19 protein-coding genes are annotated in these 22,365 nt (G+C 61.8%); 6 read left to right on the forward strand and 13 right to left on the reverse strand.

What is annotated here, in order from left to right; all coding sequences use genetic code 11:
* Positions 1-390: 390 nt before the first annotated feature.
* Complete coding sequence (locus tag F6X42_RS31390; RefSeq protein WP_187637916.1) at positions 391-774, reverse strand: hypothetical protein; 384 nt, start codon at positions 772-774, stop codon at positions 391-393.
* A gap of 351 nt (positions 775-1,125) precedes the next feature.
* Here F6X42_RS31390 and F6X42_RS31395 point away from each other — a divergent pair, with 351 nt between their 5' ends.
* Positions 1,126-1,404 (forward strand): HU family DNA-binding protein, encoded by a 279-nt coding sequence (locus tag F6X42_RS31395; protein ID WP_013092091.1) that lies wholly within the window; start codon positions 1,126-1,128, stop codon positions 1,402-1,404.
* Between the two features lie 162 nt (positions 1,405-1,566).
* Here the strand turns inward: F6X42_RS31395 and F6X42_RS31400 are convergent, their stop codons facing one another.
* The 3 genes from F6X42_RS31400 to F6X42_RS31410 form a co-directional block, all read right to left on the reverse strand.
* On the reverse strand, positions 1,567-2,685 hold the full coding sequence (locus F6X42_RS31400) for a 3-deoxy-7-phosphoheptulonate synthase (RefSeq protein WP_281394060.1): 1,119 nt from the start codon (positions 2,683-2,685) through the stop codon (positions 1,567-1,569).
* Between the two features lie 246 nt (positions 2,686-2,931).
* Positions 2,932-3,855, reverse strand: coding sequence for a DUF72 domain-containing protein (locus F6X42_RS31405; RefSeq protein WP_187637917.1), 924 nt, complete (start codon positions 3,853-3,855; stop codon positions 2,932-2,934).
* A 39-nt stretch (positions 3,856-3,894) separates the two neighbouring features.
* The gene (locus F6X42_RS31410) at positions 3,895-4,677 is read right to left on the reverse strand and encodes a TetR/AcrR family transcriptional regulator (RefSeq protein ID WP_187637918.1); all 783 of its coding nucleotides are present in this window, start codon (positions 4,675-4,677) and stop codon (positions 3,895-3,897) included.
* Between F6X42_RS31410 and F6X42_RS31415 the strand changes: the two genes are divergently transcribed.
* From F6X42_RS31415 to F6X42_RS31435, 5 genes are all read left to right on the forward strand, one after another.
* Positions 4,678-4,851, forward strand: coding sequence for a hypothetical protein (locus tag F6X42_RS31415; protein ID WP_187637919.1), 174 nt, complete (start codon positions 4,678-4,680; stop codon positions 4,849-4,851). It abuts the gene before it with no gap.
* 75 nt (positions 4,852-4,926) lie between these two features.
* Positions 4,927-6,108, forward strand: coding sequence for an isovaleryl-CoA dehydrogenase (locus F6X42_RS31420; protein WP_187637920.1), 1,182 nt, complete (start codon positions 4,927-4,929; stop codon positions 6,106-6,108).
* A gap of 28 nt (positions 6,109-6,136) precedes the next feature.
* On the forward strand, positions 6,137-7,744 hold the full coding sequence (locus F6X42_RS31425; protein ID WP_187637921.1) for a carboxyl transferase domain-containing protein: 1,608 nt from the start codon (positions 6,137-6,139) through the stop codon (positions 7,742-7,744).
* Positions 7,745-7,793: 49 nt separating this feature from the next.
* Complete coding sequence (locus tag F6X42_RS31430; protein ID WP_187637922.1) at positions 7,794-8,579, forward strand: enoyl-CoA hydratase/isomerase family protein; 786 nt, start codon at positions 7,794-7,796, stop codon at positions 8,577-8,579.
* A 52-nt stretch (positions 8,580-8,631) separates the two neighbouring features.
* A complete protein-coding gene (locus F6X42_RS31435; RefSeq protein WP_187637923.1) occupies positions 8,632-10,701 on the forward strand; it encodes an acetyl/propionyl/methylcrotonyl-CoA carboxylase subunit alpha in 2,070 nt (689 codons plus the stop codon).
* Positions 10,702-10,714: 13 nt separating this feature from the next.
* On the opposite strand, the gene F6X42_RS31440 is transcribed toward F6X42_RS31435, so the two are convergent.
* The 9 genes from F6X42_RS31440 to F6X42_RS31475 all read right to left on the reverse strand — a co-directional run bounded on the left by F6X42_RS31440 (position 10,715) and on the right by F6X42_RS31475 (position 22,100).
* Positions 10,715-11,506, reverse strand: a complete 792-nt coding sequence (locus F6X42_RS31440; protein ID WP_187637924.1) for a phosphate/phosphite/phosphonate ABC transporter substrate-binding protein — start codon at positions 11,504-11,506, stop codon at positions 10,715-10,717.
* A gap of 19 nt (positions 11,507-11,525) precedes the next feature.
* Entirely contained in the window at positions 11,526-11,804 is a 279-nt protein-coding gene (locus tag F6X42_RS31445) for a DUF1488 family protein (RefSeq protein WP_187637925.1), read from the reverse strand.
* Between the two features lie 381 nt (positions 11,805-12,185).
* On the reverse strand, positions 12,186-13,478 hold the full coding sequence (locus F6X42_RS31450) for a cation:proton antiporter (protein ID WP_187637926.1): 1,293 nt from the start codon (positions 13,476-13,478) through the stop codon (positions 12,186-12,188).
* An 818-nt stretch (positions 13,479-14,296) separates the two neighbouring features.
* Complete coding sequence (gene tssE / locus F6X42_RS31455) at positions 14,297-14,722, reverse strand: type VI secretion system baseplate subunit TssE (protein ID WP_187637927.1); 426 nt, start codon at positions 14,720-14,722, stop codon at positions 14,297-14,299.
* Between the two features lie 14 nt (positions 14,723-14,736).
* Positions 14,737-17,448, reverse strand: coding sequence for a type VI secretion system ATPase TssH (gene tssH / locus F6X42_RS31460; protein ID WP_187637928.1), 2,712 nt, complete (start codon positions 17,446-17,448; stop codon positions 14,737-14,739).
* A gap of 146 nt (positions 17,449-17,594) precedes the next feature.
* On the reverse strand, positions 17,595-17,882 hold the full coding sequence (gene tssD, locus F6X42_RS31465; RefSeq protein WP_281394061.1) for a type VI secretion system tube protein TssD: 288 nt from the start codon (positions 17,880-17,882) through the stop codon (positions 17,595-17,597).
* A 520-nt stretch (positions 17,883-18,402) separates the two neighbouring features.
* The gene (locus F6X42_RS43515) at positions 18,403-18,813 is read right to left on the reverse strand and encodes a restriction endonuclease (RefSeq protein ID WP_222945789.1); all 411 of its coding nucleotides are present in this window, start codon (positions 18,811-18,813) and stop codon (positions 18,403-18,405) included.
* Between the two features lie 53 nt (positions 18,814-18,866).
* The gene (locus F6X42_RS43520) at positions 18,867-19,604 is read right to left on the reverse strand and encodes a hypothetical protein (RefSeq protein WP_222945790.1); all 738 of its coding nucleotides are present in this window, start codon (positions 19,602-19,604) and stop codon (positions 18,867-18,869) included.
* A 249-nt stretch (positions 19,605-19,853) separates the two neighbouring features.
* Positions 19,854-22,100, reverse strand: a complete 2,247-nt coding sequence (locus tag F6X42_RS31475; RefSeq protein ID WP_187637929.1) for an AAA family ATPase — start codon at positions 22,098-22,100, stop codon at positions 19,854-19,856.
* Positions 22,101-22,365 lie beyond the last annotated feature (265 nt).

Below are 22,365 nucleotides of genomic sequence, written 5' to 3' on the forward strand. Positions count from 1 at the left end.
CTGCAATTTCCGCTTCCGCGAAGCCAATCTGCCTCTTCATCATCGTGAGTCTGTTCCGTGAGCTGTCTTCTATAACGTCCTCAGCTACGCCGGCGATGACCGCCGAGCCGAATAAATCAGCGTTTCCCTAGCGAAACCATTGCCATCCCTTTAACGTTTGCGCGCTAAACGCAGCTATTTATAACGGCGTGATGCCGATTAACTTGAGCGCTCTGATGGGGCGAGGGAGCATCGAAGATAAAGGTTTGCGAATCGGTTTGCGAATCCGACCGCGCTGACCGATCAGAGGCGGTAAGTACTAGCTGGTGGCGTGCGTTCGAAGCGCCGGAACCCGGCGTGTGGTCGGATGCCGATGCGCAGACGCCGGCGAACAGCAGCGCTGGCACCCGCTCAAAGCACGGGGCACGACAGCACCCGCTGCGGCCGCATGACGGTGCCGGGCTGGCCGGCCGGCGCGGGCGTGCCCCGCGGCGCGGACGCGACGAGCCGCACCGCGTCGGCGCCCGCATTCGCGAGCACGTATTTTTCCGCGCTGTTGTCCGGCTGCCAGTACGCTCGAAACACGTCGCCGTCGGTGAACACGAGCAGCTTGCCGTGCACCGTTTTTTCGCCGCCGACGAAGTCGACCGGTTCGCCGTCGCGAAACGAAAAGCTCCGCGCGGCGCTGGAGTTCACCGCGCCGACGAGGGTCGCACATGCGTTGTCGTCGGCCGCGGCGGCCGCCGACGAGAGCGCGGCAAGCAGCGCGCATGTTGCAAAGTGGCGAATTCTCACTCTTTTATGTCTTGCCGAAAGTTAACTTGTGAGGTGCGATGCAAATACCGCGTCCATGCTTCGCGAAAAGGGCTATCGTCATTGGCAAGGCGGCGCGGGCTGGCGGCCCTGCGCGCTAAAGCACTGAAATTGCAACGGATTGTGATGCCCGGCGAACCCTCGCCAAGCGGCGCGCGCGCATAAGCCCGCGTTTCTTATGGCAGTTTGGGGCGGAAAAACGTCAGATCGGCGCCCCTGCCTTGATACAAGCCTTACACCGGGGGTTTGCGCGAAGGTGCGCCTATGCGTTAGTGTGTCGGTCCCGGCGCCACAGAGTGGCGCCGGTTCCATGATTACCATACGGGAAGTGCTATGAACAAACAGGAACTGATTGATGCAGTCGCCGCAGCGACGGGCGAAAGCAAAGCGGCAACCGGCCAGACCATCGACGCGATCGTCGAGGCAGTGACCAAGGCCGTGGTGAGCGGCGATACGGTGCAACTGGTCGGTTTCGGTTCGTTCTCGACCGGCGCGCGCGCCGCACGCGTGGGCCGCAATCCGTCGACGGGCGAAGAGATCCAGATCGCCGCGGCCAAGACGGTGAAGTTCACCGCGGGCAAGGCATTCAAGGAAGCCGTCAACGCGTCGTAAGCAACGCGCTTCACGCCGGAGCATTCGCGGTGCGCTCCGCAGCCCTGCTGTGAGGCGCGCGCGTGAGTGATGCGTCGGGCGTGAGGATCACGCGCTGCCCAACCCGGCCAGGCGGTTCGCCCGGCGGCTGGCGTGGCGCGTGTGCTTGGCTCTTTGGCGCTGTCAGCCCGCGCGACGCTTGCGGGTTGCCTCGGCGAGCGTGGCGAGCACCGGTTCGGTCTGCGCCCAGCTCACGCAGGCATCGGTGATCGACACGCCGTAACGCAACGGCACCCCGGCCTTCAGATCCTGACGGCCTTCCTCCAGGTGACTTTCCAGCATCACGCCGATGATGCGGCGCTCGCGCTCCGACAGTTGCCTCGCGATATCCTCCGCGACCTCGATTTGCCGCAAGTGCGACTTGTTCGAGTTCGCATGCGAGCAGTCGATCATCACCTGCTCGCGCAGACCCGCTGAACTCAGCGCTTCACAGGTCGCCTGCACCGACGCGCTGTCGTAGTTCGGCCCTTTCTTGCCGCCGCGCAGGATCACGTGCGCGTCGTCATTGCCGCGCGTCTCGAAGATTGCGGCCATACCCATCTTGGTCATGCCCATGAACGCGTGGCTCGCGCCCGCCGCGACGATCGCGTCGGCGGCGATCTGCACGCCGCCGTCGGTGCCGTTCTTGAAACCGATCGGGCAGCTCAGTCCGGACGCGAGCTGACGATGACTCTGGCTCTCGGTCGTGCGCGCGCCGATCGCACCCCACGCGATCAGATCGGCGATGTATTGCGGGCTCAGCAGGTCGAGAAACTCGGTCGCGGTGGGCAGGCCCAGACCGTTGATGTCGATCAGCAACTGCCGCGCGAGACGCAGCCCCTCGTTGATGCGGAAGCTGCCGTCCAGACGCGGATCGTTGATATAGCCTTTCCAGCCCACCGTCGTGCGCGGCTTCTCAAAGTACACGCGCATCACGATCAGCAGATCGTCCCGGTAGTGATCGGCGGCGGCCTTCAGCTTGCGCGCATATTCGATCGCCTGGTCGTGGTCGTGAATCGAACAGGGCCCGACGATCAGCACGAGCCGGTCGTCGCGGCCGTGCAGAATGTCGGCGATTTCGACGCGGGTCTTCTCGACCAGCGCCTGCACCGCGGGCGGCACCGGCAGTTGGTCCTGCAGCAGCGCGGGCGAAATCAGCGGACGGACCGCGCCGATGCGCACGTCGTCGATGCGCGTGGTGTCCTGGGTGGCGTCGGCCGAGCCGACTTCCTGATCGTGCAACGGGTTGTCGAGGGCGCTCAAGATGTTTCTCCGCAATCGGTGATGAGGCGGTCTTGCCGCCTGATTATGCGAGCGCCGCCGCGAAGTGGGCGTGCGGGCGCTGCGTGGGTTTGACGTGGACCGTGCGGTTTGGGTTGCTTCGGGCCTCGGGCGAGGCTTGACGCAAGGTCTTGCGTGGGTTCGATGCGAGGCCGACGCGACCGCGCACGGATGCGCTGGCGCGATTATGACACCGGCGCCGGCCTGCCGGCAGGCAGCGCGGGGTATTCAGAGCTTCTGGATCAACGCCATCGCGGCGGCCGGGTTGCGCTCCTTGAAGCCGCTGATTACATACAGATAGACGTCGCGCGTGGCGGCTTTCACGGGCGGCTCCGCGCAGGTCTCGAGATCGTCCGGCGTGATGCCCGCGGCGAGCTGGCGCGCGCGTTGCGCCCACGCGTCGAGCGCTTTCGTCGAGTAGCCCTTCGCTTGCCTGTCGCTCGTGCCCATGATGCGCGCGTAGACGAACGGCGCGGTGAGGTCGGCGATCTGCGGATACTCGCTGTCGGCCGCCAGCACGACGGCCACCTTGTACTTGCGCGCGAGCGCGATGAATTCCGCTGTCCTGAACGAGTCGTGACGAACCTCGACCGCATGCCGCAGCGTCTGTCCTTCGATGCTCGCGGGCAGCAGCTTCAGAAAGGCCTCGAAATCGTCGGCGTCGAATTTTTTGGTCGGCGCGAACTGCCAGTTGATGGGCCCGAGCTTCTGCTTGAGTAGCAGCACGCCGCTTGCGAAGAAGCGCTCAATCGTGTCGCCCGCTTCGGCTAGCACCTTGCGGTTGGTCGCGTAACGCGGCGCTTTCAGCGAGAACACGAAATCGTCGGGCGTTTCCTGATACCACTTCTGGTAACTGGCCGGCTTCTGCGAACCATAGAACGTGCCGTTGATTTCAATCGACGTCAGATGCCGGCTCGCATATTCGAGTTCGCGGCTTTGCGTGAGGTTGTCTGGATAAAACGGCCCGCGCCACGGCGCGTAGGTCCAGCCGCCGATACCGATGCGAATGCGTGCGGCGGACGTGGATTGAGACGGGGGCCTGGCTGAGGTCTTGGTCGGCGCTTTCTTCGCGGTTTCCGGTTTGTCGCCGAGTTCCTCGCCTGACTTCGCGGTTCGTTGGTCGCTTTGCTTCGCGCTTTTCGCTGCGGGCACTTGGGCTCTCCTTCGGGCTGCGGCGGGAAAGCTCGTAGATTAGCCGCTTTTGTCGCGGCGCGCGGTGCTTGCCGGGCCGGTGGCCTCGGCGTTGGCTTCGCTGGCCGCGGCGCTGGCCTCATCGTAACGACGGCTTGCCTCCGCGACTTCCACGCGAAAGCGCTGCAACGCGCCGAGCGCGATGCCGGCCGGCGTCAGCGCGGCCCATAGCACATCGATCAGCTGATCGGCGGTGGCTTCGATATCGATCTGCCGGTTCGCCAGCGTCGCGTCCCACAGCACGTGTTCCATCGGTCCGAACACCATCGAGCGCAACAGGCGCAGCGGCATGTCGGCGCGAATCGCGCCGCTTTGCTGGCCTTGCGCAAGCACGCGCATCAACGGTGCGGTGTAGCGGCGCTGCAGTTCGGTCAGCGCTTCACTCAGTTCGTGATGCCGCGCGCGGCCTTCGGACAGCACGAGCGCGCACAGGTCGGTGCCGTTCACGAGCATCAGCCGTAGATGCATGCGCACGATGAACGCGAACTGCTGGCGTACGTTGCCGTCGCGCGGCAGGCCCGCTTCGATCGCGTCGATGATCTCGTCGTACCAATCGCCGATGACACGAGCGCACAACTCGCGCTTGCCGCGAAAGTAGCTGAACACCGTCGCCTCGGAAACGCCCAGGCGCTGCGCGATTTCCGCGGTCGTCGCGCGTTCGTAGCCCTTTTCGGAGAACACGTCGCGGCCCGCCTGAAGGATCTCCTTCACGCGCTGCTGCGACTTGGGCCCGGCCGGCTGGCGACGCGAGACAGGTAATCCGGCCTTCTCGGCAGCCGTCATATGAGTCAGATTCAGATTTTGATGCGGATTGAGGTTAAGCCGGCGTTCGAACACGCCACCTGCGTGCCCGATAAACGCGATCGTAGCACCGAATCCGGCCGGCTGGCGCGCGCTCGCGAGATTTCTGAGTATAGCTCAAAAATATCTATTGACGCATACGTCAATCTGGCGTGAAATGCGCGTTGACATGTTTTCGCGCGCCGCTTCGCGTTCCATGAGCGGCCGCCCACGAACTCAGGAGACACCGCAATGCCCAATCTGCCCGGTTTGCAATTCCCGCTCGGCGAAGAGATCGAGATGCTGCGCGACACCATTGCGTCGTTCGCCGCCAAAGAAATCGCGCCGCGCGCGGGAGAAATCGATCGCACCGATCAGTTTCCGATGGACCTGTGGCGTAAGTTCGGCGATCTCGGCGTGCTCGGCATGACGGTCTCCGAGGAATACGGCGGCGCGGACATGGGCTATACCGCGCACATGGTCGCGATGGAGGAAATCTCGCGCGCGTCGGCATCGGTTGGCCTGTCGTATGGCGCGCATTCGAACCTGTGCGTGAACCAGATTCATCGCAACGGCACCGATGCGCAGAAGCGCAAATATCTGCCCACGCTGGTGTCGGGCGAGCACGTCGGCGCGCTGGCGATGAGCGAGCCGAACGCGGGCTCGGACGTGGTCAGCATGAAGCTGCGCGCCGTCAGAAAGGGCGATCGCTACGTGCTGAACGGCACCAAGATGTGGATCACCAACGGCCCCGATTGCGACACGCTGGTCGTCTATGCGAAGACCGATCCCGAAGCGAATTCGCGCGGCATTACCGCGTTCATCGTCGAGAAAGGCATGAAGGGATTCTCGGTCGCGCAGAAGCTCGACAAGCTCGGCATGCGCGGCTCGCACACCGGCGAACTCGTGTTCCAGGACGTCGAAGTGCCGGAGGAAAATATCCTTGGGGCATTGAACGGCGGCGTCAACGTGCTGATGAGCGGTCTCGACTACGAGCGCGCGGTGCTCGCGGGCGGCCCGACCGGCATCATGGTCGCGGTGATGGACGCGGTCGTGCCGTACATCCACGACCGCAAGCAGTTCGGCCAGTCGATCGGCGAATTCCAGCTGATTCAGGGCAAGGTCGCCGATCTGTACACGACGTTGCAGGCGTGCCGCGCGTATCTGTACGCGGTGGGCCGTCAGCTCGACACGCTCGGTAGCGACCACGTTCGCCAGGTCCGCAAGGACTGCGCGGGCGTGATTCTGTACACGGCCGAAAAGGCGACCTGGATGGCCGGCGAGGCGATCCAGATTCTCGGCGGCAATGGCTATATCAACGAGTATCCGGTCGGGCGCCTATGGCGCGATGCGAAGCTCTATGAAATCGGCGCGGGCACGAGCGAGATTCGTCGCATGCTGATCGGCCGGGAGCTGTTTGCCGAAACGCTGTGATCGCGAGCAAGGATGAGGAGACACAGCGATGCCGATCATCGAATCAAAACTGAACCCGCGCTCGGATGACTTTCGCGCGAACGCGGCGGCGCTCGAAGCGCTCGTCGCCGATCTGCGCGCGAAGATCGAGCAGCTCGCGCAGGGCGGCGGCCAGACCGCGCGCGACAAGCACACGAGCCGCGGCAAATTGCTGCCGCGCGAGCGCATCGCGCAACTGCTCGATCCGGGCACGCCGTTTCTCGAACTGTCGCAACTCGCCGCGTACGGCATGTATAACGACGACGCGCCGGGCGCCGGCGTGATTACGGGCATCGGCCGCATCGCGGGACAGGAGTGCGTGATCGTCTGCAACGACGCGACCGTGAAGGGTGGCACCTACTATCCGGTCACCGTGAAGAAGCACGTGCGCGCGCAGGAAATCGCCAGCGAAAACCGTTTGCCGTGTGTGTACCTCGTCGACTCGGGCGGCGCGAATCTGCCGAATCAGGACGACGTGTTTCCCGATCGCGATCACTTCGGCCGCATCTTCTACAACCAGGCGAATCTGTCGGCCGCGGACATTCCGCAGATCGCGGTCGTGATGGGGTCGTGCACCGCGGGCGGCGCGTATGTGCCGGCGATGAGCGACGAGTCGATCATCGTCAAGAACCAGGGGACGATTTTTCTCGGCGGCCCGCCCCTCGTCAAAGCCGCGACCGGTGAAGTGGTCAGCGCCGAAGATCTCGGCGGCGGCGACGTGCATACGCGTCTGTCGGGCGTCGTCGACCATCTCGCGCAGAACGATGCGCATGCGCTCGGGATCGCGCGCAGCATCGTCGGTCATCTGAATCGCGTGAAGCCCACGCCGCTCGTATTGCAGGAGCCGAAGCCGCCGCGCTACGACACCCAGAGCATCTACGGCGTGATTCCGGTCGACACGCGCAAGCCGTTCGATATCCGCGAGGTGATCGCGCGCATCGTCGACGATTCCGCGTTCGACGAATTCAAGGCGCGCTACGGCACCACGCTCGTGACCGGTTTCGCGCATATCTGGGGGCATCCGGTCGGCGTCGTCGCGAACAACGGCATTCTGTTTTCGGAGTCGGCGCTGAAGGGTACGCACTTCATCGAGCTGTGCTGCCAGCGCAAGATCCCGCTCGTGTTTCTGCAGAACATCACCGGCTTCATGGTCGGCCGCAAGTACGAGAATGAAGGCATCGCGAGGAACGGCGCGAAGATGGTCACCGCGGTCGCGACCGCGAAGGTGCCGAAGTTCACGGTGATCATCGGCGGCTCGTTCGGCGCGGGCAACTATGGCATGTGCGGCCGCGCGTATTCGCCGCGCTTCCTGTGGATGTGGCCGAACGCGCGCATCTCGGTGATGGGTGGCGAGCAGGCCGCGTCGGTGCTCGCCACCGTCAAGCGCGACGGCATCGAAGCGAAGGGCGGCAGTTGGAGCGTGGAGCAAGAAGAGGCGTTCAAACAGCCGATTCGCGAGCAATACGAGCATCAGGGCCATCCGTACTACGCGAGCGCGCGACTGTGGGACGACGGCGTGATCGACCCCGCGCAAACCCGCGACGTGCTCGGGCTCGGCCTGTCGGCGGCGATGAACGCGCCGATCGAAGACACGCGCTTCGGCGTGTTCAGAATGTGATGGCCCACGGCGCCGCGAGGCGACCGCGTATGGAAAGGGAGTGCTACGCATGCAATACGAAACGCTGAAGGTCGAGTTTGCCGGCCAGATCGCGACGGTCACGCTCAATCGTCCGGATGTGCGCAACGCGTTCAACGAAACGATGATTGCCGAACTGACCGCCGCGTTCACCGCGCTCGATACGCGCGACGACGTGCGCGCGGTCGTGCTTGCCGCGAACGGCAAGGTGTTCTGCGCGGGCGCCGACCTGAACTGGATGAAAAAAATGGCCGGCTACTCGGACGACGAGAACCGCGCCGATGCGATGCGGCTCGCTGGCATGCTGTCGGCGGTGTATCGCTGCAACAAGCCGGTGATCGCGCGCGTGAACGGCGACGCATACGCGGGCGGCATGGGCCTGATTGCGGCATGCGACATCGTCGTCGCGGTCGACAGCGCGCACTTCTGCCTGTCCGAAGCGCGGCTCGGGCTGATCCCCGCAACGATCGCGCCGTACGTGATTCGCGCGCTCGGCGAGCAGGCGTCGCGGCGCTACTTCGTCACCGCCGAGGCGTTCGACTGCGCGAGCGCGTCGCGGCTGGGACTGGTCAGCGAAGCGGTGAGCGCGGAGCAGCTCGATGCGACGGTCGCGCAGCTCGCGCAGACGCTGTGCGCGAACGGCCCGCAAGCGGTGCGCGCTTGCAAGCGGCTCGTGCAGGACATCGCGGGCCGCGAGTTGAGCGACGCGCTGATCGAGGACACGGCCGCACGCATTGCGAAAACGCGGGCCGGCGCCGAGGGCCGCGAAGGCGTCGCGTCGTTCCTCGAAAAACGCCCGCCGGGCTGGCGCAACTGAGATGCCCCGCTGACAACCATCGCCCCGCACCGCCTATTTCATCGAGACACTCATGTTCAACAAGATCCTGATCGCCAACCGGGGTGAGATTGCGTGCCGCGTCGCGGCGACCTGCAAGCGGCTCGGCATCGCGAGCGTGGCCGTCTATTCCGACGCCGACGCCAACGCGAAACACGTCTCCGCCTGCGACGAAGCGGTGCATATCGGCGGCTCGACGGCGGCGCAAAGCTATCTGCGCATCGAGCGCATCATCGAAGCCGCGCGCGCGGCCGGCGCGCAGGCCGTGCATCCGGGCTACGGCTTTCTTTCGGAAAACGAAGACTTCGCGCATGCGTGCGACGCAGCCGGCATCGTTTTTATCGGACCGCCGGTCGAAGCGATTGCCGCGATGGGTTCCAAGGCCGCCGCGAAAGCGCTGATGCACGCGGCCGCGGTGCCGCTCGTGCCCGGCTATCACGGCGACGACCAGGACCCGCCGCTGTTGCAGCGCGAAGCGGACGCGATCGGTTATCCGGTGCTGCTGAAGGCGAGCGCGGGCGGCGGCGGCAAGGGCATGCGGGTGGTCGAGCGCAGCTCGGACTTCGCGGCCGCGCTGCTGTCGTGCAAGCGCGAGGCGGCGAGCAGCTTCGGCAACGATCGCGTGCTGATCGAGAAGTATCTGACGCGGCCGCGTCACGTCGAAGTCCAGGTGTTCGCCGATCGGCACGGCGGCGCGGTCTATCTGTTCGATCGCGACTGCTCGGTGCAGCGGCGTCATCAGAAAGTGCTGGAGGAAGCGCCGGCGCCGGGGCTTTCGGCCGAGGTCAAGCGCGCGATGGGTGAAGCGGCCGTGGCGGCCGCGCGCGCCGTCAACTATGTCGGCGCGGGTACGGTCGAGTTCATCATGACGCCGGCCGGCGAGTTCTATTTCATGGAGATGAACACGCGGCTGCAGGTCGAGCATCCGGTCACCGAGATGGTGACGGGGCAGGACCTCGTCGAATGGCAACTGCGCGTTGCCGCGGGCGACGCGCTGCCGCTCACGCAGCAGCAGTTGAAGCTCGACGGCCATGCGATCGAGGCGCGCATCTACGCCGAGCATCCGGCGCGCGGCTTCCTGCCGTCCACCGGCACGCTCAAGCATCTGCGCATGCCGGAAGGCGTCGAGTTCGCGATTGACGCGGCCGGACTCGGCGAGCCGGGACGCAAGGCGCCGGTGCGTATCGACAGCGGCGTGCGCGAAGGCGACACGATCACGCCGTTCTACGATCCGATGATCGCCAAGCTGATCGTGCACGGCGCGACGCGCGACGAGGCGTTGGCGCGCCTCGCGCGTGCGCTGCATGCCTGCGAGGTCGTCGGGCCGCATACGAACGTCGAGTTTCTGCGGCGCATCGTCGCGAGCGAACCGTTCGCGAGCGGCGATCTCGACACGGGTTTGATCGAACGCCATCACGACGCGCTGTTCGCGCCGGCACGCAAGCCGTTCAAGGAAGCGCTCGCGCTCGCATGCGCCGCATTGCTGACGCGCGAGGGCGGCACCGCGCACGGCGCGTCGCCGTGGGACGCGCTGTCGCACTGGCGGCTCAATAGCGGTTACACGCAAACGCTCGGCTGGCGCGTGATCGACGACGGCGCGAACGACGATCGAGACGACGCGTTCACGGTCGTCTTCGCGCGAAACGGTGCCGCGCACGCGCTCGTTCAAACGCTTGAACACGACGGCGTGCGCGAGGACTTCACATGGTCGCTCGGCGCGGGCGCGCACGAATTCGGCGCGACGATCGGCGACGCGCGGGTGACGGGGCGAGTGTTCGTCGACGGCGACAGGTTCCACGTGTTCTGCCACGGCGAGACGCTTGCATTCGAATGGCAGAACCTGCTCGCGCATGCCGCGGATGCCGAGCATGGCGAAGGCCGTCTGACCGCGCCGATGCCGGGCAAGGTGGTCGCGGTGCTGGTCGAGCCGGGCGCGGTGGTCGACAAAGGCGCGCCGCTGATCGTGATGGAAGCGATGAAGATGGAGCATACGATCGGCGCGCCGGCGGCCGGCACGGTCGCCGAAGTGCTGTATGCGGTCGGCGATCAGGTCGCCGACGGCGCGCAGCTGCTGGTGCTGGACGTGCAGCAGGCGGGTGAATAAGCGCGGCAGCCGATCAGCCGAGCCGCGCGTAGCCGGCCGCGCGCGCTTCGCTTTCGAGTTCGCCGATGCGCGCGTAGTCGGTCAGCGGCAGCGTCGAAAAACCCGTCAAACGCAGGCGTTTCGCCCGTTCGGGGCGGACGGTCAGCGTCTCGTTCAGCGCGTCGCGCAACGCGGCGATCGTGGCTGGCGGCACATTGGCCGCGGCGATCAGCGGCAAGCCCGGTGAGGCGGCGGTCATGCCGATCGCGCGCACGCGCCGCGCCAGTTCCGGCAGCACGTCGCAAACGAAGGCGAAGGTCACGCAGTCGATCGCGGCGACGTCCGCGCGATTGTCGGCGACCGCGTGCAGCGAGCCCAGATGCGAGCCCGTGCGCAGCACCGTGGCGAAGAACATGCCGGCGCGCGCGAGCGGCGCGACCGCGTGGCGAAACGCGTTCATGCCGCTGTTCGAATCGTCCTGGTTGTAGGCGGCGCGCGCGCCGCGGCACGACGCGAGTGAGTCGAAGCGCGCGTCGGCGCGCGTGATCAGGATGCTCGAGTAATGCGCGCCGTCGCAGCCGGGCGCATCGAAGCAGGGAGTCGCGATCAATTGCACCTGTGCGTGCAGCCCGTGCATCAGCGGATAACCGCAGGTCTGCGAGATCAACAGGTTCGGGCGCCGCCAGAAGCCGTGCAGTTCCTCGTCCGGATCGACGATGCGGCACGCGGGCCTGATCCGGCGCAGCACGTCGTCGAGCCACTCGCGCCATTCGAGGTCGAGCGCGGGCGTCACGTTGTACATCGGCAGGGCGGCGATCCAACTCATGAAGGCGTTTCTCGCACGCCTAATGTCTGACCAATTTGAAGTCGTCGAGACCAAGCCGCACCGGCTCGCTCGGCGTGAACTGCCATCGCTGCGCCGCTACAGAGAGGATCTCGTCCAGCGCATCCTCGAACGCGACCAGCAGGTCCTGCTTGCGACGGCTCACAGCGCCGCAGAACTCGACCAGCGCGTCGGCGCTGACTTCAAAAATCTGCGCGCGATCGTCGCAGCACACGCGGAACGCGACCGTCCCGCATTCCGTCACACAGGGCCGGAACCCTTCATCGACATAGACCGACATGGCGAACTCCTTCGGACGCCTGAATCGACAGGATGACAAACCGCGCCTGCCAGGTATGTGGGAGAACCGGCATTGACGGCCAAATGCCCGGCGCCGCGGCAGTCGCGACGATCCGGAAACCGGCGGAAAGTAAGCCAGAAACTGGCGACGGACTCTCAGGCCCGAGCCAGGACCGCGGCGCGAACCGTGGCCGGCACTGCTCAGAAAACGCTTAAATCGGGCGCTCCAATCCGGCGTCGAAATCGACGCGCGAACTGCTCGCGCCCGTCTCGGACTATCTTTACGATTTTCCACCAACCTCGCGGCCGATGCATGGCCCCATGCTCGGTCAGTTTGCGTTCTCGATACAACTGCCGAGCGGCGCAGGTATCCACTTTACGATTAGCGCGCGTTTCTTGCAGACGATGAATCCGGCGACGCAGGCGGGGTTGCGTGAGCATTCGAGAAATTGAGCCGGCGGATCAGTGGACCCAAGGTCGTCGCCTGAATCAGCAGGCTGAACACGACGACCAGATACGTGACGCCGATGAACGTGTCACGTCCGTGAAACTCCGGTAGCGACAGCGCGAGCGCGATCGAAATGCCGCCGCGCAGCCCGCCCCATGTCAGCACGACGGCCGAATGCGGATTGAGACGCCGGAACTTCTGCAGCGTGAGCAATGGAATCGCGACGCTGACGCCGCGCGCGAGCAGCACGACCGGAATCGCGGCGAGCCCGAGCCACACGATCTCGACCCGCAGCGACAGCGCAATGATCTCGAGCCCGATCAGCCCGAACAGCACCAGATTGAGCAACTCGTCGAGCAGGTCCCAGAAGTTGAACAGATGCTCACGCGTCTTCTCCGACATCGACGTCGACGCGCCGTGGTTGCCGATAACGAGCCCCATGATCACGACCGCGAGAGGCGCCGACACGTGCAGCGCTTCGGCGAGACTATAGCCGCCGGTCGCGAGCGCGAGTGTGATCAGAATCTCGACCGGATAGCTGTCGATGCCTCGCAGCAGCAGCGACGCGCCGAAGCCGAGCGCCGCGCCGAGCACGAGCGCGCCGGCGACTTCGCGCAGCAGATCGAATGCGATCGCGCCCGCGGAAAACTCGTGCGCGCCCGTCGCGAGCCCGATTAGCGCGACGAACGCGACGACGGCCGTGCCGTCGTTGAACAGCGACTCGCCGGTGATCTTGGTTTCGAGGCTTTCGGGCGCCGCCGCGCGCTTGAGCACGCTCAGCACCGCGATCGGATCGGTCGGCGAGATCAGCGCGCCGAACACGAGACACCACAGCAGGCTGACCGGCTGGCCGAGCCAGAGTGCCGCGTAGTAAAACCCGAAGCCGACCACCGCGATGGAAATCAACACGCCGATCGTCGCGAGCATCAGCACTGCGCGCCGCTGCGTGCGCATCTTCGACAGATCGACATGCAGCGCGCCGGCGAACAGCAGCAGGCTTAGCAGGCCGTGAAACACGATGTCGGCAAAATCGATCTGCACGACGATCTTGCGCGCGGCGATCGCCATCGCCGGGTAGTAGAAGCCGAGCGCCGAAATACCGACACTGACGACGAGTCCGACCGCGGTGATGCCGAGCGTGTCGGGCAATCTGATGAACCGATAATTGATGATGCCGAATAGCGCGACGATGGCGAACAGCGCGCCGGCAATCTGGAAGACGCTCATCGTGCACGCTCCCCCGCTTCGGGGCCGCGCGAACGCGTCATCACGGTAGCACCGGGGTAACTCGCGCGACAAGGCATAAAACAGGCAGGCAGAGAAAGCCGCCGCGATTGCGACATTGAACCAGCGAGATATTTCACCAGCAATTCCTTATTCAAGCTCTTTCAATCTGACAAGCGATCTGCATTCTGTAAAGACACGATCGTTGCCACTGGCGATAGAGCGACGTACCGGTACGGACGCTTCATTCAAACGCGACAGACGATGCGATCAGACGCAGCGCACTTTTTATCGGACCATGAGCGGATGACAGCGAACCAGGTGGGACTCGGCTCGCCAGACGTTCGCCACGATGGGCAATGGCAGTGCTCGGACTAATGAAGCACCCGACGAGTTCCGGTCTTTATTTCGAGACATAGGTTTTTTTATTTCAAGATATGAGTTGCTCGATTTAATCCGAATTAGCGCTTATGAATTCGTCATCCGTCTTGCATTGCGATGACTGTGCATCGCATAAAGCCTGACGCGTAATTGTCCTCAAATTGCTTCTTTGCGCATGACGCTGGGGATTGATGTACAAAAGCGTGACCTGGGCCCTGACCTGGGCCCATCTTTTTTTAGATTTGACCGCCGGCTAACGGGGCAGCAAAGAAAGAAGCCTCGAACGCGGGGCGCGATCGAGGCTGCTGAAGGACAGACTCAATGTCTGTCTGGGAAGGTCGATCGGACCCGTAATCGACCGTCTCCACTATAGCGAGTTATCCACCGAGCAAGTGTGAACAAATGTCGCATCATATTGACGCGCACGCGCGTTGCGCTGATTACCCGCGCCCCTGCATCCGGCGTCTTAGATGCAGTCGCCCCGGCGGCTCGAAATACGTGCCGAAGCGCACGAGCCCGGCCTTCTTCAAATGACACGTCATTTCGAAGCTGACCAGCACGCCGGGGTCGTCGTCCTCGAAGATGTCGATGTCGATCGCGCGAATCCGGGGTTCATATTTCAGCAGCGTCGCCTCCATCTGCTGCTTCAGCGCGTGCGCCGACGAAGGCAATGCCTTGTAGATGTTCGTCATGTCCGGCAGGCCATAGTCGGGCAGGTGCTTCAATGCGCCCGCGCGCGCGTTCAGAATGCGCTGCACGTTCCGCTGCACGCTCAGGCATTCGAGCGTGCGGTCGTCATAGGCGTCGAGCGGCTCACCGCCAATCTGGCCGAGCAGCATGTCGTAGAGGGACGGTCCTGCCGGCATCGTGTGGCGCTCCGTCAGGCGATCGCCGCGTGTTCAGCGACGGCTGCTTCGCGATCGATGAAATCGATCGTCAGATTGCCTTCTGGCGAACTGCTCAGCAGGATTTTTGCGGGCGCGATTCCGCTCGCCATGCGCGCGAGCAGTTCGCGCGACACCGTCGGCAGAATGCGCTGATTGAGAAACGCATCGACGTTGCGCGCGCCCGATTCGCGCGCGAGACATAACTCGGCCATCGCAGCGATCAGCGATTCATCGCAGCTCAGTTCGACGCGATGCTGGCGGTGCAGACGCTGCGCGACTTTGGCGAGCTTCAGGCGCACGATCGAACCCAGCGCGCTTGCATCGAGCGGGCGGTACACGAGCGTCTGAAAGCGCGCGAGCAGCGCCGGTTGAAAGTGGCCGACGAGCTGCGGACGAATCGCCTCGAACAGTTCGTTCTGCGAGACGCCCGGATTTTCCGCGGTCGTTTCGTCGATCTGCGCGCTGCCGAGATTGGACGTCATCAGGATCACGCAGTTGCGAAAGTCGATCTCGCGCCCCTCGCCGTCGCGCATCATGCCGCGATCGAACACCTGATAGAACATGTCCAGCACGTCGCGATGCGCCTTTTCGACTTCGTCGAGCAGCACGACGCTGTACGGACGCTGCCGCACCGCTTCGGTCAGAATGCCGCCGCGTCCATAGCCGATGTAGCCGGGCGGCGAGCCCTTCAACTGCGAGACCGTGTGCGATTCCTGGTACTCGGACATATTGATCGTCGTGAGCGCGGCCTCGCCGCCGAACAGCAGGTCGGCGAGCGCGAGCGCCGTTTCGGTTTTGCCGACACCCGACGGACCGGCGAGCAGAAACACGCCAAGCGGCGCATCTTCATTCTTCAGCCCCGCCTTTGCGGTGCGCAGGCTCTCGGACAAGGCGGCGAGCGCGTCATCCTGAGCGACGACGCGCGCCGCGAGCTGCGTTTCCAGTGTCAGCAGGCTCTGCAGTTCGTTTTCGACGAGGCTGCCGACCGGCACGCCGGTCCACTCGGCAACGACGCGTGCGATCGCCTGGGCGTCGACGTCGGCGAAGATCAGCGGGGCCTTGCCCTGTGCAATCGCGAGCGCGTCACGTGCGTGAGCGAATGCGCTGGCGTCGCGCGAGGCGGTGTCGCTGTCGCGTCGGCGGTGCAGCGTTTGGACGAGCTCGAGTTCCTGTTCGTAACGTGTTTGCAACTGCGCGAGTTCGGTCGTCGCGTTCGCGAGCGCCGCGTCCAGCGCGTCGCCGCGTGCTTCGCTATTGTCGATGCCGGCGCGTTGGTCGTCTGCGAGCGTTGCGTGTTCGAGCGCGAGCGCGGCGAGCGCGGCACGCGCGCGTTGGAGTTCGGCCGGCGGTGCTTCGAGGCCCATGCGCACCCGCGCGGCGGCCGTGTCGATCAGATCGACCGCCTTGTCCGGCAACTGCCGCGCCGGGATATAGCGACGCGACAGCCTGACCGCGGCGACCAGCGCTTCGTCGCGAATGTGCACCCGATGGTATCCGGCGTAGCGGCTCTTCAGCCCACGCAGCATCAAACAGGCCGTGTCGTCGTCGGGTTCGTCGACCTTGATCATCTGGAAGCGGCGTTCCAGTGCGGCGTCACGCTCGAAGAATTCCTTGTACTCGGACCACGTGGTCGCCGCGATCGTGCGCAATTCGCCGCGCGCGAGCGCGGGCTTCAGCAGGTTCGCGGCGTCGGCGCCGCCCGCCGCGTTGCCGGCGCCGATCAGCGTGTGCGCTTCGTCGATGAAGAGCAGGATCGGCACGGGCGAAGCCTGCACATCGTCGATCACGTTCTTCAGGCGTTGCTCGAATTCGCCTTTGACGCCCGCGCCGGCTTGCAGCAGGCCGAGATCGAGCGTGAGGATGCGCACGTCGCGGATCACGTTCGGCACGCTGCCTTCGGCGACGCGCAGCGCGAGCCCTTCGACGAGCGCGGTCTTGCCGACCCCCGGTTCGCCGACGAGGATCGGATTGTTCTTGCGGCGGCGCGCGAGCACGTCGACCATCTGCTGGATCTCGCGATCGCGCCCGAACACCGGATCGATGTCGCCGCGGCGCGCCTTGTCGGTCAGGTCGATCGCGAAGCGGGCGAGGGCGTCGGCGCTGGCAGGCATGATCTCTTTTGCGCGAGAAACGCCGTTCGCGCCGATTGCGCTTATGGAACGTTGCGGCGCTTCGGATTCTGGTTCCTCGGTTTCGCTTTCGATTTCACTTTCGCACGACCGATGCGCAATTCGCGGCAGCAGACGCTCGATCTGTGCGCTGCTGACGGCAAGCAGCGGCCACGCGTTCTGCGCGCGCAGCACATGCGGCGCATCGACGATGGCCTGCAGCAGATTGCCGGAGCGGATTCGCGCATCGTCGCGCTCCGACGACACGTGAAGCCAGGCATCGCCAAGCATCGCCGCCAACTGCGGCGACAGCGCGGGCTTGCCCCGCAGGTTGCGCGGCAGGTGATCGATTGCGTGGAGCAGCGCATCCCATACCGCGTCGATATCGATCGTGTAATGCCGCAGGATTGCGGGGATGTCGCCGCCGCCTGCTTCGATCAGCTTCAGTAACCAGTGCTCGACCGTGATCTCGTCGGCCAGCCGCGTCTGGCAAAGACTCGCGGCCGCTTCGAGCGCCTGCGCGGAGTGCGGGTTGAGTCGGCGCAGCAGATGAGTGGTGTCCCACAGGGCGTTCCTTCGGTCGTCGCGCAAAGTCATGTCGGCAGTTCGGTCACGGAGGGAAGCGGCAAGCGCGCTGTGCACTCGCCGATGAAAAAGGACCAGCCCGCCACGCAGACTGGTAAAGACGCGTCAACGCACGTCACGAGACCGGCGCTGCGCCGGTCCCACTTATCACATGCCGATCAGGAACGCTCGTTCCAGGTGTCCTTGTGGATGATGTTGCCGTCCTTGTACGACCACGTGATCGTCTCGTAGCGCAGTTCGACGTCTTCCATGTGGTTGTGCTTCTCGTAGTCGGGGTTCTTGATGTCGAACATTTTCGGCTTGACCGCGACGATCTTCACGTTGTCCAGCTTCGTGTTGAAGTACTCCTTTTCCTTGCCGGCGTCGTCGATCTTGTACCACTTGATCTCGACCGACCCTTGATTGCCTAAAGTTACGGATTTTTTTGTCCGCTGAGAGGCGCGCAGCGCAAGGGGAGTGATTTAGATGACAAAAAAATATCAGTAATGGATATTTTTGACTAAAATTTCGTGTCGTTTTTCACTGAATCATTGCTGGCAGCCTTCGTGTGATGTTCGCGCGCGATGTTTGGCGCTCAGCGGGAAGGCCAATGTCGAACGATCTTAGATCTGAACAGGTCAGGGTTCGCAGCTTACGGTCCATAGCGTGGTGTCAAGGTCGCGGACGAGACGTCGAAAGCACAATCAGGCGGGTTGTCGGCCATTGCTGTCATTGAGGCGGCTTGGGTGCTACGTCAGCAATGTGGCTGACTGCTGACGATGGCGGCATCAAGCAACCGGACGGCAGCTTCCTTCATGTGCGGAACTCACACCCTCGACCCAATGCAGCCGTTCGGCCGACCACTCCCAAGTGACCGCTCCGCAGGCAAGGGTTACTGCCGTCTACGGCAGTAACTATACCGAAGACATTTCAGCCGCTCAGGTCTGCAACGTTCAAACGTAGTTACCCGCCAGCGACAGATCCAGATCAGCTCGCGGATGAGGCGCTTTCCTTAGTTGGCGCATCTACCCCATCGGAGGCGCGAAAGCGCTCAATAATTTGTTGGTTGTAGTCATCAAGATAGGCTTGCAACTCCCGCCGACTAACTAGACGCACTCCCGCAGTATTGGCTAATTCAAGCGCAGACCTCGTGAAATACGAATTTGTAACGACCATAGCCTCATCACAGCTATAGAAACTTTTTGCGGCAATCGCTTCCTGCACCGCAGCATTACCAACGTTTCCGGAATAATTTTTTGCCTGAATGACGATCTTTTTACCAAGCCGCGTCACGAAAAGATCCGCACCCTGGTCACCGCTCAATTTGGTGCCCTCGACTTCGAACCCAGCAGTCTGGAACAGCTCGGCAAGAAATTTTTCAAAGCCATAGCCATCCATAGCGTCGACGTGATACATCGTGACAAAGAGGTTAGGATCAAAATGCTCCAGCTTTACTGCAAGTCTCTCGACCAAAATGTCGAAGTGTATTTGCTCGCAAGTATGCAGCCAAGCTTGAATCGTATCCCATGACAGCAGCGGAGTTCCAAAGCTTGTCGAAGCCTGCTGAGTGAACGGAACTTGCGGGATCTGAATGTGCGGTCCCACATAAAATAAAAAAATAGAGTTAAATCATCTCTGAAACTTGTACCAGCTTCATGGATCCATGATTTGAGAATATCAAATACTGAACCATCGATATGTCTAGTAATTTCCGTTGAGAAGCCTAAATAGGCCGCATTAAAGCCCGTTGTCAGTAAAAGCTTGTCTAATAGATGAGGCATCTCTTCAAGTTCTGCAAATCCTTTTCGAATCAAAACCTCTCGAAATAGTTCTCTATTCGAGTACGATCCGTTAACGCGAGCGCCGGGGGTTTCGGCATCTTGTGTTTGAGCTTCCCCAGCTCTGACTGTATAAATGTAATTGGCAAAATATGGTTGTTTTAACGCGGCATATTTGTTCAATACATTGCGAAGCAAATCGTTGAGTTGTGCCTGTTCCTTCTTTTTACCAAGAAAGTCTTTTATAAAGCCTTTAGATTGATATTGAAAATCAGGGTAAAACGAAGGATCAAGAGGCACCTGCAACCCCGTCGGCTGAACTTGTCCTACGCCTTGCGTTGAGACCCTCGCGCACCATGGGCACTGCGTTTCAAATGAAGTCTTCCTGCAAACGCTGCAACGATAAATCACTTATTTTCTCCAAGTTTCATTTTTTGGAACACTCTGCAAACCGCTGCATCTCACAAGTTTCTGCGTCGGCGAACGGTTATATCGGTGTCGACACACCGCTGAGTTGTGCGCCCAGCTCGTCCATCGAGTTCTGATACAGACCGGTCGTTCAACATGACCTTTTCTGACCCTTGTAGGCTCGCGCGTGAGCGGCGTGCTTCGCGACAGCTCGAGAGGCCGCTCTTAGATCAAGCGCGTGCCAACCATCGATCACGTGAGGGAGGCCTTCAAGGCATCGTAGTGCAATGGATCCTTTTCGAGCAACTCGAAAAGATCAGCGACGACATGCTCGATGTCACAAATCAGGTCTGTGTTCTTCGACAAGCGCTCGATGTCGTTGAGATGGCTGAAATAATGCAAAACTTTGAGAATTCGTTTCGACTTCTCCTTTCCAAACAAGGTGTCGACGCGCTGATCGACGGTTCCGTCGACGAAATGCGGGATGCGAGCGTAGCTATAAAGCTCCACAAATCGCCGCACTGCGTTCGGCACAGAGAGCAATGTTTCCAACTCGCCTTTGTCCTTGCTATTATGGAAGCTGTGAACCACGCTAAAAAGATAGTGATATTCCGAAGAATATTTGAGGATCGAGGCTGGAAGATTCGTGAACGTTGAAACAGTCGGCGACAGTTTCTTCGTTTGGAAGTAGCGTCTTTTGCTCTTCGCTGGCAATTCGCGAAGAAGCGAGAAAAATTCAAAATTGTGCGTGGAAATGAAAAGCTGCGCGCAGGCGATTTTCCATTCTCCTTTGGGCTCGTTTTGCTTAAAGAAGGTTTCTCGAATGATCGAATTGACTTGGAAAATGTGATTACTGTCCAGGCTGGAAATAGGGTCGTCTATGTAGACCAACGATTTTGAGAAGTCTTCTAGCTCGTCTAGCTTCGTCAAGAAAAACGCGAAGGCGATGGCTGTTTTTTCGCCTTCGCTAAGGTTTTTAGCGATCGCGTCTCGGCGAGCGAGCCGGAACCGGTCCGACTCCCCTTCCTTGACCACCTCGATGTGGAGCTCGTCGCTCCCGAGTAGATTCGAAATTCGGGCGTTTATCTTCTCTCGGCCTTTTTGCGCGAAGCTGATTTGAGCTTCCAGCTCCAGATTTTCGGCTTTTAACGCTTTTCCGATTTTTTCCATCTTTTCGCGATGCGAGACATGCAGAGCGAGACGCTTCGCCACGCCCGAGTCGCGTTCTGCGGCGAAAAACTCGGCGGCGAAATGCAGCTTCGCTTTTTTTACTGCGTTGGCTTTCTGCTTGCCAAAGTTCTCGCCGATCGCGTTGTTCGCCGCCACGATTTCATTGAACGCTGCCGCTCGTCGGGCCACGTTTCTCTCAGGTTCGTCCGACAACTCCGGAAGCTCCATTCCCTCGAAACTCGACGCCAGCTTGCGAGCCATTGATGCGGCGAGTTTGAGAACTTGGTCGTTGAAGGCGCCGACCGCGCCCAGCAACTTTTGATGTGCTGCGCCTGCTTGCTCGCGAAAGTCTGGATAGAAACTCGATTTCTGCAGAGGGGCTAGCTCCAACTGCAGTGAGTCGACGGACTTTTTGGCGACGCTCAGTTCGCTCTTGAAATTGAGAAGATCTTTGGAGAAGTGAGCCCGAAGCGCGCCCATGCGCTCGCTGGTCAGTTCCCCGCCGCAAAATTCGCAAGCTTTCGCGTCGGTGTGCAGCGTCAGCCCGTGCTCGACCCAATTGGCGACGGCGGGGTTCTCCCTAAGGTATTCAATTGTGCTCGACAATTGCGGTACTCTTTGAAGCAGCGGCGTGCATTTCGCGATCGCCCCAGAAAGCGTCGGTTGAAGACGCACAAAAGTCATCGGTTCAAGCTTGTCTTTGTCCGAAGCGAGGGCTTGTTTCAGGCACGCCGCCAAGTCCTCTTCGCTGAGTCGCGCCGCGGCCGCTTTTCCTACATCCAGGCTGGCTAGCAGGCCGTTGAGGTGCGAAGCGGTGAACGCTTCGACCAGCGAAAGGCGAATCTTGATCTGTTTGGCTCCAGCGGTCCGATCTTGGCTCATCCGCTGTTCTGTTTCATCGGTCAACCTTCGGTGTTTCGCATATGCCATCCGGCACCGTTCAATGAGCTTCACATTCGCCGCGATTTTGTTTTGCGCCTCAATAGTGTCTTCGCCCAACAACAAGATGGGGTGAAACGTCGCTCCGTTCCAACTCAAATTTTTCTCGACAAAATCCGAGTTGAACACCCGGGCGACGCCGCCGTAAGCGCCTACGTTGGATTGATTGATCGATGAGCCGTCGTCGTCAACCAACGCGAATTGCGCTCCGGGATAATCCCGGTGAGTCGCCTTAGTTTCTAGGCACTGGAAGAGCCTCGACAGCGTCGTCTTGCCCGAATAATTCCATCCGTAGATGATGTTGACCGCGCCAAATTCGTTTAGGCTTGCTGGTTTCGCGTAGTCGTCGAAAACACCAAATTTTTTGATTCGCGACAAACTGTCGATCATGATATTCCACTCTCAGTGTATTTCTTTATTGAACGAGGAAGTGAAAATCTCGTCGCCTTCTTTTCTTCGATCCTAGCAAAATCGTCGACAGTCTTGGTGATTTTATCGAAGACGTGGCAGGCGAGGCGGCGACAAGGACCAAATTGATCGTAATTACACGCGTTGGACGAGGAGCGGTCGCTCAAGGTGAGTGACTGCCGACGGTCAAAACATCAAAATGGTCTTAGCTTGCGCTGTGATCTTTACTTTGAACCCATTGAGATCG

Source organism: Paraburkholderia podalyriae (assembly GCF_014397785.1).
GTDB classification, from domain to species: Bacteria; Pseudomonadota; Gammaproteobacteria; order Burkholderiales; family Burkholderiaceae; genus Paraburkholderia; species Paraburkholderia podalyriae.